The organism is Bradyrhizobium sp. UFLA06-06, assembly GCF_054820065.1.
Genome location: NZ_JADFUD010000033.1, coordinates 1 through 15883 on the forward strand (window position 1 = coordinate 1; position 15883 = coordinate 15883).

General features: G+C 59.6%; 13 protein-coding genes. 7 read left to right on the plus strand and 6 right to left on the minus strand.

Going from position 1 to position 15883, the window contains the following annotated elements:
• The 6 genes from IF803_RS25630 to IF803_RS25655 form a co-directional block, all read right to left on the minus strand.
• Window positions 1–47: hypothetical protein (locus IF803_RS25630; protein ID WP_461193960.1), on the minus strand; the 47-nt coding region annotated here is incomplete at its 3' end.
• Between the two features lie 144 nt (window positions 48–191).
• Window positions 192–1193 carry a tyrosine-type recombinase/integrase gene (locus tag IF803_RS25635; protein WP_018269999.1) on the minus strand — a complete coding sequence of 334 codons (1002 nt, stop codon included), beginning with the start codon at window positions 1191–1193 and terminating at the stop codon, window positions 192–194.
• Window positions 1190–2116 carry a tyrosine-type recombinase/integrase gene (locus tag IF803_RS25640; RefSeq protein WP_129964852.1) on the minus strand — a complete coding sequence of 309 codons (927 nt, stop codon included), beginning with the start codon at window positions 2114–2116 and terminating at the stop codon, window positions 1190–1192. The genes IF803_RS25635 and IF803_RS25640 overlap by 4 nt, the downstream gene beginning before the upstream one ends.
• Window positions 2113–3147 (minus strand): site-specific integrase, encoded by a 1035-nt coding sequence (locus tag IF803_RS25645; protein ID WP_244980753.1) that lies wholly within the window; start codon window positions 3145–3147, stop codon window positions 2113–2115. Before IF803_RS25645 ends, IF803_RS25640 begins: the two co-directional genes overlap by 4 nt.
• Before the next feature lie 1726 nt (window positions 3148–4873).
• Window positions 4874–5551: a transposase gene (locus tag IF803_RS25650; protein WP_197971329.1), complete on the minus strand. Its 678-nt coding sequence runs from the start codon at window positions 5549–5551 to the stop codon at window positions 4874–4876.
• 15 nt (window positions 5552–5566) lie between these two features.
• Entirely contained in the window at window positions 5567–5782 is a 216-nt protein-coding gene (locus tag IF803_RS25655; RefSeq protein ID WP_141382095.1) for a hypothetical protein, read from the minus strand.
• A 239-nt stretch (window positions 5783–6021) separates the two neighbouring features.
• Between IF803_RS25655 and IF803_RS25660 the strand changes: the two genes are divergently transcribed.
• The 7 genes from IF803_RS25660 (at window position 6022) to IF803_RS25690 (ending at window position 15307) form a co-directional block, all read left to right on the plus strand.
• Complete coding sequence (locus IF803_RS25660) at window positions 6022–6582, plus strand: GNAT family N-acetyltransferase (RefSeq protein ID WP_050999493.1); 561 nt, start codon at window positions 6022–6024, stop codon at window positions 6580–6582.
• 1374 nt (window positions 6583–7956) lie between these two features.
• Window positions 7957–8124 carry a hypothetical protein gene (locus tag IF803_RS25665; RefSeq protein ID WP_155258783.1) on the plus strand — a complete coding sequence of 56 codons (168 nt, stop codon included), beginning with the start codon at window positions 7957–7959 and terminating at the stop codon, window positions 8122–8124.
• Window positions 8125–8715: 591 nt separating this feature from the next.
• Complete coding sequence (locus IF803_RS25670; protein ID WP_016846346.1) at window positions 8716–10056, plus strand: NtaA/DmoA family FMN-dependent monooxygenase; 1341 nt, start codon at window positions 8716–8718, stop codon at window positions 10054–10056.
• A gap of 100 nt (window positions 10057–10156) precedes the next feature.
• Complete coding sequence (locus IF803_RS25675) at window positions 10157–11773, plus strand: ABC transporter substrate-binding protein (RefSeq protein ID WP_233475797.1); 1617 nt, start codon at window positions 10157–10159, stop codon at window positions 11771–11773.
• Entirely contained in the window at window positions 11745–12734 is a 990-nt protein-coding gene (locus IF803_RS25680; RefSeq protein WP_233475796.1) for an ABC transporter permease, read from the plus strand. The genes IF803_RS25675 and IF803_RS25680 overlap by 29 nt, the downstream gene beginning before the upstream one ends.
• Window positions 12731–13594 carry an ABC transporter permease gene (locus IF803_RS25685; RefSeq protein WP_016846349.1) on the plus strand — a complete coding sequence of 288 codons (864 nt, stop codon included), beginning with the start codon at window positions 12731–12733 and terminating at the stop codon, window positions 13592–13594. Before IF803_RS25680 ends, IF803_RS25685 begins: the two co-directional genes overlap by 4 nt.
• The gene (locus tag IF803_RS25690; protein WP_018270008.1) at window positions 13595–15307 is read left to right on the plus strand and encodes a dipeptide ABC transporter ATP-binding protein; all 1713 of its coding nucleotides are present in this window, start codon (window positions 13595–13597) and stop codon (window positions 15305–15307) included. It begins immediately after the preceding gene.
• Window positions 15308–15883: the final 576 nt, after the last annotated feature.

The window sequence follows — 15883 nt, forward strand, 5'->3', positions numbered from 1 at the left end:
TTGGTTCGCCCGGAGACAATCCGCTCCAGCACGTCCGTCAGATAGATCTGAGGATCGAGTTCATGGAGTTTTGCCGTTTATGCCGACCGCCGAACTATGCCGAATGGTTTTGGGAAGAGCCCGTCGTTCGCGCGGATTTGCCGCTGGTCGAGCGATCGTCGTCCTGCTTCCATTCGGCATAGTCTGGCATCTTACAGCGCCTCAAGGAAGGCGAGCAGGCGGTCGCTCGGCTGGAAGCGGGTTCGCTTGCGGTGTGCGTACGGCTTGAGCTTAGCGAGGGCCGCTTCTTTGAGTGCGAGATGGGCATGCAGGTAGGTCTGCGTTGTTTCGATCGACTCATGACCGAGCCACAGCGCAATTACCGAGCAATCGACGCCCGCTTCCAGCAGCTCCATCGCAGCGCTGTGCCTGAGCACGTGCGGCGATACCCGCTTGGACGCCAGTGACGGACAGCTCTCGCTGGCGACACGCACATGCTTGGCCAGGAGCGATTGGACGCTGTCGGCGCTGAGCCGACCACCGTGCATGTTGGGGAACAGCGCGTTTGCGCCGTGGCGCGCCGGTTCCTTGAGCCATGCCTGGAGGGCGCCGCGCGCGTGCGCGGTTAGTGGCGTGCATCGCTCCTTTCGACCCTTTCCGACGCATCGCACATGCGCGCCGGTGCCGAGGTGGACGGCACCCCTGTCGAGGCTGATCAGCTCGGACGGGCGCAAGCCGGTCTGGGCCGCAAGCAGCAGCAAGGTATAATCGCGACGTCCGAGCCAAGTCGTGCGATTAGGAGCGGCAAGAATCGCCTTGATCTCGGACCGTGCCAGGAAATGCACCTGGCGCTTGTCGTGACGCTTGCTTGGAATCGCCAAGATGCGCTGGATCAGGGCGCTGTGAGCCGGCTCCTCGAAAGACACGAACCGGAAAAAGGAGCGAATCGCTGTCAGACGCAGGTTGCGCGTCCTGACGCTGGCGTCCCGCTTCGTCTCGAGATCAGCGAGAAACGCGCTGATAAAGGGCATGTTTAGATCGTCGAGGGCCAAGGCCGACGGCGGCTTGCGGAGCTGCGCCTGTGCGAACGTGAACAGCAGCCGGAACGTGTCTCGATAGGATGCGATCGTGTTGGCGCTGACATTGCGCTCGTGCATGAGCCGCACGGTGAAGTAACGCTCGATGAGCGCGGCGAGGTTGCTGCTTGGCTTCATGGCTTGACCTCCCAGCGCCGGTCGAGACGGCGGGCGGCCCCTTCCATCAGCTCCGGACAGGCCGAAAGATACCAATAGGTGTCGCGCACGCAGGTGTGGCCGAGATAGGTGGAAAGCGCCGGAAGCTGCTGCTCGACATCGGTCTCCTCGCGATACCAGCCGAGAAGTGTGCGGACGGCGAAGCGATGCCGGAAATCGTGTATGCGTGGCCCGCTATGGTCGCCCGGGCGCCGTAGGCCGATCTCGCGGGACAAGCACAAGAAAACACGGTGAACATACTGGTGCCGCAATCGGCCACCGCGCTCGGCCACGAAGAAGTGCGTACCGCAGCACGACCCGAGGTGAGCATCTCGCCGTTTGGCGTAGCTGCGGAGAGCTGCACGGGTCGTCGGATGCAAGGGCACGAGGCGTGATTTGCCGAACTTGCTCTCTCGAACTGTGAGCAAGCCTTCCTTGAGATCGACATCGGCACGCTCAAGCCCGATCGCCTCGGACAGACGTATGCCGGTCACTGCGATCAGCCCGAACAGGTAATGATAAGTCCAGCGCCGCAGTCCGTTTGCGGGAGGCAGGGCACGTGCCGCCTTCAATAACGCCTCGATCTCCGCATCGCTGTAGACGTAGGGCTTGGCACGCTTCAGGGGTGGCAAGATCCCGGCGCGTGGCACCTCCGTCCCGGGATCGATGTTCGCGACATGGCGCGCGAAACCGCGTACATCGGTCAATCGCAAGACCCAGGATGCGTGACGATCGGGTGGCAGAGTCGCCCAGGCGACGGCGAGCTTCGTGGTGATGGTCACGGCCTTGCGCTCCTCCATGAAGGAGACGAAATTGGCGAGCCGCCGGGCCTGCTGCTGATACTTGTATCCAAGCCCTTGGCGCATGCTCACATATTGCTCGAGTGCGGATCGCAGAGTGGTCATTGCGCGCCTCCCGGCCACGGCAGGCTCAATGTGCGGAGTCTCTGGATATCCACCTTCGCATAGATGCGCGTGGTGTCATGGCTCTCGTGTCGCAGCAACTGGCCGATCTCTGACAAGGTGGCGCCGGATCGGAGAAGCTCGGTAGCAAGGCTGTGTCGGAAGATGTGGGCGCCGTGGTGGGCGTAGCCACGGACGCCGGCGCGCTCCAGGGCGGTCTTGGCGATCACCGTAATCGCGCAACCGGATGCAAAGCCGACGTGAGGCGCCGGCGTGCGCAGAAACAGCCGGCGACACGACGACGTCGAACGGCGATCCCGCAGGTAGGCAACGATGGCCGCACCGACGTCTGGAGGCATCGGCATTCGCGCTCGCTGCCGACCCTTGGCGCGAATCAGCATCTCGCCGGATCGCCAGTCGATATCATCCAGGGTGAGGGTCGCGACCTCGCCAGCCCGTAAACCGAGCTTCGCCAGCAGCATCAGGATGGCATAATCCCGCCGTCCCATCGTGGTGGCCCGATCGCAACCATCGAGGACCTTCTGGACCTGCGCGGCGGACAGATAGGTCGGCAGGCTTGCGAGCTTCCATTGCCTGACCGACGGTACGCAATCCGCCAGTGCAAGCCGAGTCACCCCCTTATGATGGAGGTATCGGAGAAATGCGCGCAGCGACCAGCACATCCGCTTCCCGGATTCCGCGCTCCCATCCCGGGCGTGGCGCTCGATGTAGCGGGTGACGCCCTCCCGGCTGATGTTGCCGAGATCGCGGGCACCAGCAGGGCATACCTCACGCAGGAAGCGGCGAATGGATGGCAGGTGGCAGATGATGGACCTCGGCGCCAGCCCGCGTTCCTGTCGCAGATAATCACTAAACCCCTCGAATATCTGGTGCTCCGGGGTGGTCGGCGGCAGTGGCGCAGGTGCAATCATGCCCGCCTCGCGCAACACCGATAGCAACCGCTTCAGCGCCGCCCGGTCGCCCGCCTGGATGCACAGCTTCCGCGCTCGGTACTTAAGGTACCGTTCGGTCACACGCTCATCGAGATCAGTCAGCTTCAGACCTGACCGGCAGCGCCGTGTTGGGCGCAACGATCGGCAATATACTCGAATTCTACGACTCGGGACTTATAGCTTTTTCGCTATCCAGATCGGTCCACTCGCCGCACGTCCATCTTGATGCGGCCGGTCTGCGCGCCGGTTTTTCACATTGACATGAAGCATGCACGATGAGCCTCATGACAACGTGTGCAATAGAAATGCCCGCCTCTTGCAGCCCCATTCAGGCATTGAACTGATCGCGGCAATCGTCAGCGAAAGATAGAGAAAGACGCCCAATGCGGCAGCGGGGGCGGACGGTCGTTGCACCTTCGCGTGCAATGTCGCGCTTGTGGCAACATCGGCGGGGGCGGAACAGGTTGCGCCTTCTTTCACACAGAAGTGCCGCCGCGCGGGCGGCTTTGTTTTTTATTCGACCTTATCGCGTCTCGGGCTTTCTGCGCCGTGACCATGTTAGCGAACGCCTGTTAATTGGCCACGCTGGCGTCTGGCTTCTGACAACTGCTGTTGGTCAAGGCTTCGCAATCTGCATGCGATTTGTCGTCAGGAGCACTATCAAATGAAGGTATTGTAGATCGCCTTTCTGAAAGCCGCGATGATGCGAGTGTTCGGACACTGGGTTAGGCGAAGCCCTTCAACTCGCCTGATAGTCGTTTCGCCCTGCATTCCTTGATCGCAGTGGCGAACGCATCTGCTGGCGCTTGCAGTGGGTTGGCTTATGCGGGGATGGCTTGTCGATCGGGTTCCGGCCCGGGTCTCACTGCGACAGGCGGCGGCGCGGCCGCGACGTTGCTGGCCCATCTGTAGAGCAGCACAGTGGGCCGGTGATAACGGGGCAGAATTCTCTTGGATCAAGATGTCCACGAAGCTATCGGGGAAGACAAGCTATCTGCCTGCGAACCAGTTTCGCGAAGCGCTCCGCACGGAGACAGCGTACCGTGATGCATATAGATTGCACCCGAAGCCAACTTCGCGACGACGCCCGGCGTCTTTATGTTGTCCCGCTGATCGCTTGCCCCGCAGGATGCTGTCGAACTCCCACATCAGCGATCAATGATCCCGCGCTCAGCGGCCATCCGGCGAGCGCCAGCTTCCAGATACAGACGCGCGGCGCGAATGCGCTTGGTCCTGTCCGGATCACTCTTGCTGAGCAGTCGCTCTAGCCGCACTCTCCGCCACGCTTCGACGCGGCGCAGTCGAAGCACCGTTGATGGCGGCTCAATGTGCCGGCCTACTGTCCTTGCGGCAACGTCTCACTCCCTCATTGGTTGTAAGGCTAGCCAAATTCATGCGCTCCGCCTAGCCGGTCACGATACGGTCTACGTCTCGCGACTGCCACTTCCAGACGTCCGCTTTTCAAGCACGGCCGCGAGAATGGTTTCTGCCCCCTGAAGGCGCGTTCAGGGTGGCCCAGGAACCCTCAAGCCACGGCGTGACGTCCGAGGTCGGTGGTCTCCAGCACGTTGTAGTCGGTCTTTCCCTCACGTCATATCTGAACGGACATGCTGTAGAAGCGCTGCGGAATTCCTTCCGGAGCCGCAAGCGACATGTCGGCAATGGCGCGCGCGATACGTTATTGCCGTCTTCACAGGGATCGATCGTCACGAACCACAGACGCGCGATTGCGGCCTTGATGAGCGGATCGATTTTCCCTTCGGTGTTGTACCAATCGAGAAAGGCAGTTATGTCGGTGTCGATCTTTTCAGCGATCGATGCTTCGTAGTGACGAGTTCTCGCCCGTGGTCGCCGTAGACGACCTGCATCGGTCCTGCTGAGGCATCGCGCGCACACCGCCGAAGGTCGTGAATGTGCTCTCGAGACCGGCAAACCAATGCTCCTGCCTCACGGCCCGGAACGCACGCACATGAAGCCGTCGCGAGTGGCCGAGCGCCACGAACACGAATGCCTTGACTTTCGCTCCTCCGAGCTCGACCAGGCGCTCCCCGAAGTCAATCTGCAGCTGTCGGCCCGGCGGCGTCTCAAACCGCGTCGTCGCCAGCGCCTCCGCCTTCAGCGCCTGGCGATAGGGCTGCACGGCACGTTGCAGCGTCCGCCGACTGACTGTCACGCCTTTCTCGGCCAAGAGGTCCTGGCGCACCACGTCGCCATTGCCGCGATGCCGAATGAGCCTCTCGCGCAGCCAACCCTCAAGGCCGTGGAGACGCTTCGGCCGCTCAGGCGACTTGAACGGCTTCACCCCGCCCGCCGCCACGTAATCCTTCGCCGTGTGATGGCTGCAGCCAAGCTGCCGCGCAATCCGCTTCAGATCCCACCCGCACGCTCTCAGGCGCAACATCTCCGCCACGTCATCCGGCGTCTTCATCGCTTGCCCCCGTGGATCACTCCACGGCAAGTCTTCAGTGATTTGTTCCTGCTTCATTCACTCTCTCCTCAGCTATCCGAGGAGGGGCAATTCCTCGTGACGCTGAGGGGGCAATTTTCCATGGCGCGCGACAACGATGGCGCTGCGGCGCAGTCCGTAGTGCTGATGGATCAGGGCTTGTGGACGCTGGAAGATCTTGCCGCCACGACTTGCCGAAGGAGAGAAATCCATTGCCTTTCTTCTGGCCGGGAGGAGCAAAGCCGAGAGATCCTTTTCCTCAAGTATCATCAAGCGTTTCGTACTTGATCAATTGCCGCCACTTACCTCCGTACCGCGCTTCATACTTGTAGTCTTTCCGGACGAGTCAACGACTCCCGCCGTAACGCGAGCGGGAAACGGTATCTGAACCGGATCACGATTCGGGAGCCGAGCGGCGTGTTGTCCTGCGACGATGGCAGCGATATTCTTCGCTGCGCCCATGGTAGCGACCGAATCGATTGGACGAATGAGAGGGGATGAGGATAGACGTGAGCAAGCCTCGTTGGCGTCCGGCCAGCACGACCGACATTGCTGCGATCATCGCGATCGCAGAGCGCATCCATCCCGATCTTTTTGAGCGGCCTGACGTGTTTGCGGAGAAGATGCGGCTTTGTCCCGACGGCTGCCGCGTGCTCGTCGGGGATGAAGGGATAGTCGGCTACGGCCTTGCCCACCCCTGGAAGCAGTATCAGATTCCGCCGCTCGATTGCTTCCTAGCAAGCTTGCCCGACGATGCGGACTGCCTCTACGTGCACGACGTGGCCGTGTTGCCCTTCGCCCGCGGTGGTGTAGCGGCGGCCTATATCCGGACGCTCGAGCAACTCGCACGCTCGTCGGGTGCAGTTCTAGCGTTGGTCTCGGTCTATGCCACGCGGCCGCTATGGGAACAGTTCGGCTTTCGGTCAGTCACGACGAATGCGGAATTGCGCGCAAAGTTAGCGTGCTACGGCGAAGCTGCGACCTATATGCTCTGGGATCTTGCTGCAGCGCAGTCTTCTCGCCCTCCCACGCCATCGCCATCAGAATCAGCTGATCAGGCACAGACCTAATCGTGTCGCGAGCAATCTCTTCGCGGACGGATTGTTCGAGTCTTCGAGGGTGGAAGATTTGTTCCTGTATTATGGCAGATAATCTTACGTTGTAAGCGTGCTGAGAAAGCCGCAACGCGTATGTGGGCCCACAAGGTAGAGTTGAATAACTTCGACCGCTGGCTCCAGGAAATCGACAGGATCACCGATAAGCAACGCGTTCTCTACGTTCACACGAAGTAGATAATATCCGACCCGCTGGGCCTGAACCTGGTCATCAGTGTACTGGCTCGGCAAAATTTTTCCGATGCGTCTGCCATCACCAAGGATTTAAGCATTATGGTGATCCAGGCAACGATACCTTGGCGGGCAGTGACCGCGGCGATTTGTGAGATTGTTTTGGCCCTACGCATTTCGTGAGTCCCTGTCGTTCAAGGACAATCAAGCAGCCGCCGCGGCCCTTCTTCGCAAATACCTGATCGAAGGCCGAAGCCAACGAAGCTACCGGGATTGGGGATCCCCGCGGCCGGGAATTCGTGGCAGACCCACTCGGTCGCGGAGGCGTGCATCCATCTTCGAGCCGTCCATCAGGATGAACTGGGTAAACTGGCCACGGCCGGCCAGCTTCAGAACGTCTCTACAGCCGCCATTAGGTTCGCGACGACGTCCAGCGCCTGCTCGCCGTCTTTGTCGTCGGCGACTCCGAAGGTCCACCTCCATTATCCTGTTGAGCGTCAGCAAGGCGTCGGCTTCGTCGCGGTCAGGGCCGCTTGTCCGCCAAGTAAACGATTTGCATGTGCCCTTCGTCCCACCATGCCGGCGGGGATGCTGCGATGCGAACGGGTGGACGCCCGGCCGGGAGCTGAGGCGAAAATGGGAGAAATACCGCTCGTTGTCTGATGGCGATGTCCAATCGCGAATTGCGCCCAGTGCGGCGCGTGCGCATCAAGTTCGATATGCGGGTTAACTGGCATCCCTGATCCCAAGACGGCAGAGATTGAGCCGCGCAGCCGACAGAAGCATCCACGGCAATATCAACTCTGACTTTCTGCACGGCGATGCAGCTCGCGATTAATGCTATCGTTGACCCGACGGACTGCACGAAGCTGCAATCTCGTTCGGGCTTTGCCGCTGGACGTCTTGCCGCCCATCTCAAACTGTAGCGCCATTCGCCTGCCGACGCTTCGTGCTGAATTGCAACGCCTCTGTGTTGCATAATTTCTTTCGACCTCACCACCGGCGTTTGCGCCGGTTCAGCACCGCGTCGGCCGAGTGCAGATTGAGGCTGATTCCTGAGGCAGCTGATCCAGCCCGCCAAGGAATGCGGCCTTCGGGGCGCGCGTGACCAAGTAGCAATCTCAGCTGCCAGGATTGTGTCACCGAGGAATCGAGAATTTGGAATATTTCATCGCATTATTGAATGATGGGCTCGGCTTCACCTCATTGGCTGGCCTTAACTTTCAAACGCGGCAGAAGCGGTTGATCAAAACTGTCGCGCCAAATGTCTTATGTGTCGTCGAACGCATCGATTTATTAGCTGCGAGCCGGGCGGTTGCCGCTTGAGGTCGCGGTAATCATGCATTGACGTTTCGGTGAACATGACCAGAGAGCAGTCTGGTTTAGCGATGGGAAGATCGACATCGAATAGAAGAGGATGCCAACCGAGGATGTAAGATTGAAATACTCAACTATTGCGTTTGGCTGCTCTCGACCTCTAGAGATCGAATAGCTTGAGCTCGCTCGGTCGGTCCAAGCGTTACGATCGCGAATGGGCGCGTCGACAGCACCTTCCTGAGAACGAAGCGAGCCTTTAGATGAATAGTGGAGAGCCGGTGTGAGTGCACTCGTGTGGAATCAAATCGGGAATGCAAACGAGCTGCACATAGTTGGGCGTCATTTGGCAACTATCGTGGTCGTAGGTCTTCTGGGGCGCGCCGGCTCGGAGAACATCGCAGGGCCTAGCCAAGGCCTCTTTGGTGATACCCGCCTGGCATCAATCGGCGCCCTATTATCAGCGCTCTCAAATAGGTTGCTCGGGGGCATTCAGGGCGGCCCTGCGCGAAAGGGCTAGGTGGCCGCCGAAATCGCAGGCGGAGATCGGCTTGTTTACAAAACCCTGCGAGCGGCTCAGAGGCCGTCGCATTCGGAGGTGTGATGTCTTCGGTCAACTCCATGCTTCACCTGGGTTTGAATCTTCATGGCGCTGGTGGGCACTCTGCCGCGTGGCGCTGGCCGGGCACAGATCCAGGCGCCTTTTTCGATATCGAGCACTACGTCCGGGCCGCGAAGCTTGCGGAGCACGGTCTGCTGGATGCCGTATTCCTCGCCGACACGCCCGCGATAAGTTCCGACATTACGCACGAGCCGCCGCTGAACGGGCTCGAGCCTACGTTGGTTCTCTCTGTGATTGCCCGCGAAACGGAGCGGATTGGGCTGATCGCGACCGCGTCGACAACCTACAATGAGCCATACAATCTCGCCCGGCGTTTTCAATCTCTCGATGTCATCAGCGGCGGCCGCGTCGCCTGGAACGCCGTCACGACCTCGAACTCGGCGACGGCTGCGAACTTTGGCGGTCATGAGATCGCACGAGCGGATCGGTACAGACGCGCCGAGGACTTCGTTGAAACCGTCCGTGCTCTCTGGCTGAGCTGGGGCGACGAGATGATCATCGCCGATCAGGCTGCGGGAGTTTACGCAGATCAAAGGCAATTCCGGCTACTCGACCCGGCTACGAATAGCTTCGGTATCCGAGGTCCACTTACGCATCCCGCTTCGTCGCAAGGTCATCCCGTCATCGTTCAGGCAGGCGGTTCGGAGCCCGGATTACGGCTTGGTGCCCGCAGTGCAGATGTCGTGTTTGCGGCAGCCGGGGACTTGGCAACGGCGCTGCAGGAGGCCGCGCGCCTGCGCGCGCTCTCTCGGCAATTCGGACGCTCCGCGGCTCCGCTCATCCTGCCAGGCCTGGTCACCTGCATCGGCGGAACCGAGGAAGAGGCGGCTCGTCGCAAAGAGCAGCTGGACGAGTTGCTCGATCTAGAGCGCGCCGTGGCCGCTCTTGCACGAAGCATGGGCGTGGCAGTCGAGAAGCTTAGCCTCGAAAGGACCATCCCGCAGGAGATTTTGCCCGATGCAGATAAGGTTCCGTTTTCTGTCGGCCACCATCGCACGATTGAAGTCCTCGCACGTCAAGGCCGGACGGTTCGCGAGATCATCAGTGCCGTTCAAGCGTTTGGGCATCGCCTGATCGTGGGCGCACCCGAGCAGATCGCGGATTCGATTGAGGCATGGTTCCGCGCCGGTGCGGTCGATGGTTTCAATATCATTCCGGACGTGCTGACGGATGGCACTCCGGCCTTTGTCGACAATGTGGTGCCCATCCTGCAGAAGCGCGGACTGTTTCGCAGAGAATATCGGGGGCAGACACTGCGAGAGCATTTCGGGATTTCGATTCCTTTCGAGCCGGCAAGAGCCACAGCTGGCTCACCGCTGTGACATTTCCTCAACACCAATGCTCCGGAGCCTGGATATGCTTTTACCGACTGCGCGACCCACGAGGCGCTTCACTGGCCAGTCGAGCCATCTAGCAAGAAAGATGGCGGTTACCCTTGCCGTGCTCTCAGGCCTGTCTCAATGGGCACCCAGCGTTCGTGCTCAAGAAGGGGTAGCCGTGAAGCGGGGAGGCGTTATCCGTTATGGGCATTTTCAAGAGCCTGCCTGCCTGTTCGGCGGGTGGGTGCAGCAATGGTACCTGCAACGCCAATACAGCGACAATCTGGTTGCTCGCAGCGACGACGGCAAGATTGCGCCATGGTTGGCCGAGTCCTGGACCATCTCCGACGACAAAAAGGTGTACACATTCGAGATAAAGCCGAATGTGAAGTTCACGGACGGGACTGCTCTCGATGCGCAGGCCATCGCTGACAATATCAACGGGTGGCTCAGCAATGACCCCGATCTTCGCAATCCCACTGCTGCTCCCTATCTTAGCGACAGCTTCGAATCGGCAAAGGCAATCGCTCCTCAGAGGCTGCAGGTAACCTTGAAGACGCCGTTCCAGCCCTTGCTCAATGTGTTCGCCCAATCCTCACAAGGCATTCTGTCGCCATCCGCGCTCAAACGTGGACTTGCGGTGAATTGCGAGAATCCGGTCGGCTCGGGTCCTTTCATCGTCGACAAGTGGCGCCATGGGCGGGAAGTCACCTTCCGCCGCAATCCTGACTACAATTCGGCGCCGGCCACCGCGAAACACCAGGGCCCGGCTTACGTTGACGGAATAAGCTGGAAGTTTCTGCCAGATCAGACTGTCCGATACGGCTCGCTGATCACAGGCGAGACCGATGCCATATACGATATCCCGGCCATTGCATGGAAAGACGCTAATTCCCGCTTTGGAATATTGCGGCATATTACCGGCGGCACTCCTCTACGCCTTGCGTTGTATGCGGCCAGGCCTCCTTTTGACGACGTGCTCGTCCGCAAGGCTTTCGCTTATTCTACTGATCGAAAGGCCGCGGTTGACACATCCTTTCTTGGCTCTTTGCCATTTGAAGGCAACGGTGCGCTAAGTCAAAGCTCGCCGGAATACCTGCACGAGCTCGGGCGGGCGTATACGTACGATATTCGGCAAGCCAATCAGCTGCTTGATCGGGCGGGTTGGACTGAGCGCAACCGTAACGGCATCCGTGTCAAGAACGGCAATTCACTGACGGTGCGCATTTCCTATTCGAACGCTTTTCTGAAGCCCGATGGCGAGCAAGCCTTGCAAGTAATCCAGCAGCAGGCAAGGGTGGCCGGTTTTGACGTACGTCTTCAACCCACTAATCCCGCTGATTTCTTTGCCGGACGAAATCTCGGCCCCGACGATTATGAAATCGTGCTGCTCTATTGGGTTGCACCCGGCGCCGAGATCTTCCGGATTTCATGGAAGCCGGACCAGAATGGTGAACCCAATCGATTCAATCCGTCGCGCTTCCAGGATTCGGCGCTTTGGGGGGTGATCCAAAGGGCGGAGCAGAATTTTAGCAGCGCTGAACGTGCCGGTCTTTATCAGCAGGCGGAACGGAAGATCGTGGATGAGGCTCCTGTGATTGGCTTCACGGTGCTGGACGTGACTTTGGCCACCAGCCCCAATCTGAAAGACGTATGGCTGGACCACGGGTCGGTGGGCGAGCCCGTCTTCTATGACGCTCATTTTGATGAAAGGAAATGAGGCCGTGAAGCTCGTAGCCCAAAATCCGCTTGTTTGGTTCGCGCGCCGCATACTCTCCGGCGTGGTTGTCGTGTGGGCTGCAGCAACGTTTGCGTTCCTCACGCAGTGTTTGCTGCCAGGCGATCGCGCGCAGATCATCATCAATGTACGGAGTGGTAACGTTGGGCCGGCGCCTCCGGCAGAGCTCGCAGCTGTCAATGCGCAATATGGATTTGATCAACCGCTCGTGGTTCAGTATGCGAATTACATATGGCGAATCCTGCACGGAGATCTTGGTGAATCATACCAGCAGCATCGACCCGTCGTAGGAATCATCGCAGAGCAGATTGGTCCGACTATTGTTCTGGCGATCGCCGCGCTGCTGACGGCATGGGCTATTGCCGTCTTGGCCACCCTGTTGATCGCCGGCAGAGACAACATATGGTCGAAGCTGCTCAGCGGCGCGCAAATCTTCCTGGCAACCGTACCGCCTTACTGGCTAGCTACAATTCTGCTCGTCGTCTTTGCGGTGAACTTGCGGATCTTTCCCGTTGTTGGGGAAAGTACTGCCATGGGACTCGTTCTCCCAACCCTTGCGCTGGCTCTCGAACTGTCGGGCTTTTTCGGACAAGTCGTTCTGAACGAGTTCACGCGCGTGCTCGAGCAGCCCTTCGTTACGTCCGCGCGAGCTCGAGGTATGAGTGATTTCGGCGTCAGACTTCACCATGTCCTGCGTCATGCCGCATTGCCCGGCATTACGTTGTCAGGTTGGGCTCTTGGCAAGCTTCTGTCGGGGGCGATCTTGATAGAGATCGTTTTCGCCCGCCAAGGCCTGGGTGGAGTTCTCGTCGCAGCGACGTCCTCGCGGGACGTTCCGATTGTCTCGGGAGCTGTTTTGATCTCGGCGGGCCTATTCGTTCTTCTTAGTGTGATTGTCGATCTAGCTTACCGGATGCTCGATCCGAGGATGAAGCTGACATGAGCAGGTTCGCGGAAGTCACGGTGTCTCAGCCGCTCAGAGAAGTCTTGGAATTCATCTGCAATGTTCCCTTCCGGGTTGCTGCCTCGCTTGCCATCATTGGCTTCTTTGTCCTCGCGGCCATCGCGCCAAAGGTGCTGCAGACGCACGACCCACTCGCTATCGATTTGAGCTCGTCATTGCAGTCGCCTTCGACCGTCCATTGGTTGGGTACAGATCAATTGGGCCGGGATCTCTACTCCCGTGTGCTGGAGGGGGCTGGCCAATCGCTTGCCATCGGACTTGGTGCGACCGCGCTGAGCATATCCGTTGCACTCATTCTCGGCGTCGCAGCCGCACTTTTCGCTGGCGTGGTCGACAGCATTCTCACCCGGATTTTCGACGTGCTCTTCGCAATTCCCACGCTCTTGCTCGCCCTGGTGTTCGTCACGGTCTTTGGGCCGTCGGTGCTGACTGAGGTCATAGCCGTCGGAATCGCCACGGCGCCAGGCTATGCGCGCATGATCAGGGGCCAGATGCTTTCTATCAAGGGTACCGGGTACGTGGAGGCAGCCAAGGCGCTCGGACATCCGTTTCCCCGTATCGCCTGGAGGCATATTCTTCCGAACACGATGAACCCCCTGACAGCTATGATGACAATCGGCGTCGGTCAGGCGATTATCTGGGCGTCGGGGCTAGCCTTTCTAGGTCTTGGCGTTGCTCCCCCGGCCCCTGAATGGGGCGCGCTGCTCAATGCCGGGCGCAACTATGTGATCTATTCCTGGTGGCTTGAGGTCATACCCGGACTGGCCGTGACGATCTTTGCCCTTAGCCTCACCATTGTCGGAGGCCACCTGCAGGACCGTCTGGAAGGAAAGGCTTGAATGTTGCAGGCTCCTCCCAGGCCGGTCTCGCAGCAGGCAGACCTCCTCACGGTCGATTCGCTGCGTGTCTCCTTCGGGCGCGACATCGCCACGAAAGTGGTCGTGCGCAATGTATCTTTCTCCTTACAACCGGGGCGGTGCCTCGCGATCGTCGGTGAGTCCGGCTCAGGAAAGAGCGTGACCGCGCGGGCTCTCATAGGCCTAGCCGGTCGCCACGCCAGGGTCCATGCACGCCAACTGAGCTTCGATGGGACGGACCTGATCGGCCTTAACGATCGTGGCTGGCGGCGCATTCGCGGCAGCGGGATTGGCTTCGTACTACAGGATGCACTCGTTTCGTTGGACCCGCTTCGCCGGATCGGCAAAGAGATTGGCGAGGGCTTACGCCTGCATGGTGCCGTATCATCACGCCAGGAACTCGCACAGCGCGTGATTGCTCTCCTCAAGCTCGTCGGCATCCCTGAGCCCGAGATCAAGGTTCAGCAACTGCCGCATCAATTGTCCGGCGGTCAGCGCCAACGGGCTCTCATCGCTGGAGCACTTGCGCTCGAGCCACGCGTCCTCATCGCCGATGAGCCGACCACCGCTCTAGACGTGACAGCGCAAGCTCAGGTGCTGGCACTGCTTGAGGAAACCAAAACCCGGGGTAAAGCTCTGATCCTGATCAGTCATGATCTGGCGGTGGTCTCCCGCGTGGCGGATGAGGTCCTCGTTATGCGTCAAGGCGAGGTCGTCGAACGCGGTACCGCCGCTCAGATATTTGCAGATCCACGACATTCCTATACTCGTCAGCTGCTGGATGCCGTGCCATCAGGCCGGCCGCGCGGCTCACGCCTCTCACCATCGACCATTGGCGGACGAACGCACCCACCCGTGCAATTGCTGCCGAGATCTCGTCCCATCGTGCTCGAAGCCACAAGCCTCGTGAAGCGGTTCAGCGGCCCGGATGGCGCTTTACGGGCGGCCGTCGACGGTGTCTCCTTCGAATTGCGATCCGGCGAGACATTGGGCATCGTGGGTGAGTCCGGGTCGGGAAAGTCCACGATGGCGCGCATGGTCCTGGCCCTCGAGGAACCCGACGAGGGCGCCGTTCAGTTTGAAGGAAAGGCTTGGACCAAGCTTGCCGAACGTGAACGGCGGGCTCGCCGACGGTCGATATCGATCATTTATCAGGATCCGCTTGGCTCGTTTGATCCACGTTGGACGGTCGGCGGCATCTTATCCGACAGCCTTTCGAGCAACGTCGAGACGTCGACCAAGCGTCAGGAGCGCGTCATCGAGCTGCTCGATCTAGTCGGATTATCCCAGAGCCTGCTCGACCGGCGACCGATCGAGCTCTCGGGCGGTCAGCGCCAGCGCGTCGCGATCGCCCGCGCGATTGCACCAAATCCTGCCGTGATCGTCTGCGATGAGCCGGTTTCGGCGCTAGACGTCTCGATCCAGGCCCAAGTCCTGGACTTGCTCGGCGATCTGAAGGCTCACCTCGGCATAAGTTATCTCTTCATCTCCCATGATCTCGGCGTTGTTCGTCATATCAGCGATCGCGTCATCGTGATGCGCCAGGGGAGAATTGTCGACTGTGGCGATACTGAAGAGATATTTCTCAATCCACTATCTGAATATACTAGGAGCCTTATCGCCGCCATGCCCCGTCTTGTGCGCGGTCCTGAGATAAGTCGTTCGTCAACGATTCTCGAAAGAGGCATCGCGTGAATGCTGCCGAATTCGACTTTCTGGATCATAAATAGCCGATCTTCGATCGCCGAAGTATTACCATTTTGCGCGCCAGTTTGATCACGATTGCGGGCTCGTTCATCGCTCCGCCGGCACAGTGTGTGGTACGCGGTGGGTCGGCCGGCGCACGGAGCTGGCCAGTCGCGCTCGTACACTCCCTGTTCGCGAATCGACGGTTGGAACGTGCCGAATCCCTTGACTATGTGCCCCTTCTCGGCCATCGCGCGTCTCGCGAGCGAGCTCGGAACTTGGTTTTTCGATATCCTTGCGAACCTGGTGCGATCCCCGACAAGAGACGGCTTTTGTCGGGTTCAAAACACTTGGCGTCGATCCGATGATCTCGATTTCATCGCATTTATTCAGCCCCTTATTACAGCTGATCGGGTGGCACGGTCATTGCTCAGGTAATTCCGAGTACGGCGCTACATAAGCGATCACTTTCGGCCCCAAGCCGTGGCTTCATTTTGAGAAAGAAGCAAGAACGAGAACTTCGCGCATTCGGTTGACGGATGCATTTGCCGGGAGAGAGCCGTATCAAGCCAAATCGCGTCTTTG

Bases quoted from the DNA above. Each gene is read 5' to 3' on its own strand.
- IF803_RS25635 (WP_018269999.1), bottom strand. From the start codon at position 1,193: ATGAAGCCAAGCAGCAACCTCGCCGCGCTCATCGAGCGTTACTTCACC.
- IF803_RS25640 (WP_129964852.1), bottom strand. From the start codon at position 2,116: ATGACCACTCTGCGATCCGCACTCGAGCAATATGTGAGCATGCGCCAA.
- IF803_RS25650 (WP_197971329.1), bottom strand. From the start codon at position 5,551: ATGAAGCAGGAACAAATCACTGAAGACTTGCCGTGGAGTGATCCACGG.
- IF803_RS25655 (WP_141382095.1), bottom strand. From the start codon at position 5,782: ATGATACTTGAGGAAAAGGATCTCTCGGCTTTGCTCCTCCCGGCCAGA.
- IF803_RS25670 (WP_016846346.1), top strand. From the start codon at position 8,716: ATGTCTTCGGTCAACTCCATGCTTCACCTGGGTTTGAATCTTCATGGC.
- IF803_RS25675 (WP_233475797.1), top strand. From the start codon at position 10,157: ATGGCGGTTACCCTTGCCGTGCTCTCAGGCCTGTCTCAATGGGCACCC.
- IF803_RS25680 (WP_233475796.1), top strand. From the start codon at position 11,745: ATGACGCTCATTTTGATGAAAGGAAATGAGGCCGTGAAGCTCGTAGCC.
- IF803_RS25685 (WP_016846349.1), top strand. From the start codon at position 12,731: ATGAGCAGGTTCGCGGAAGTCACGGTGTCTCAGCCGCTCAGAGAAGTC.
- IF803_RS25690 (WP_018270008.1), top strand. From the start codon at position 13,595: ATGTTGCAGGCTCCTCCCAGGCCGGTCTCGCAGCAGGCAGACCTCCTC.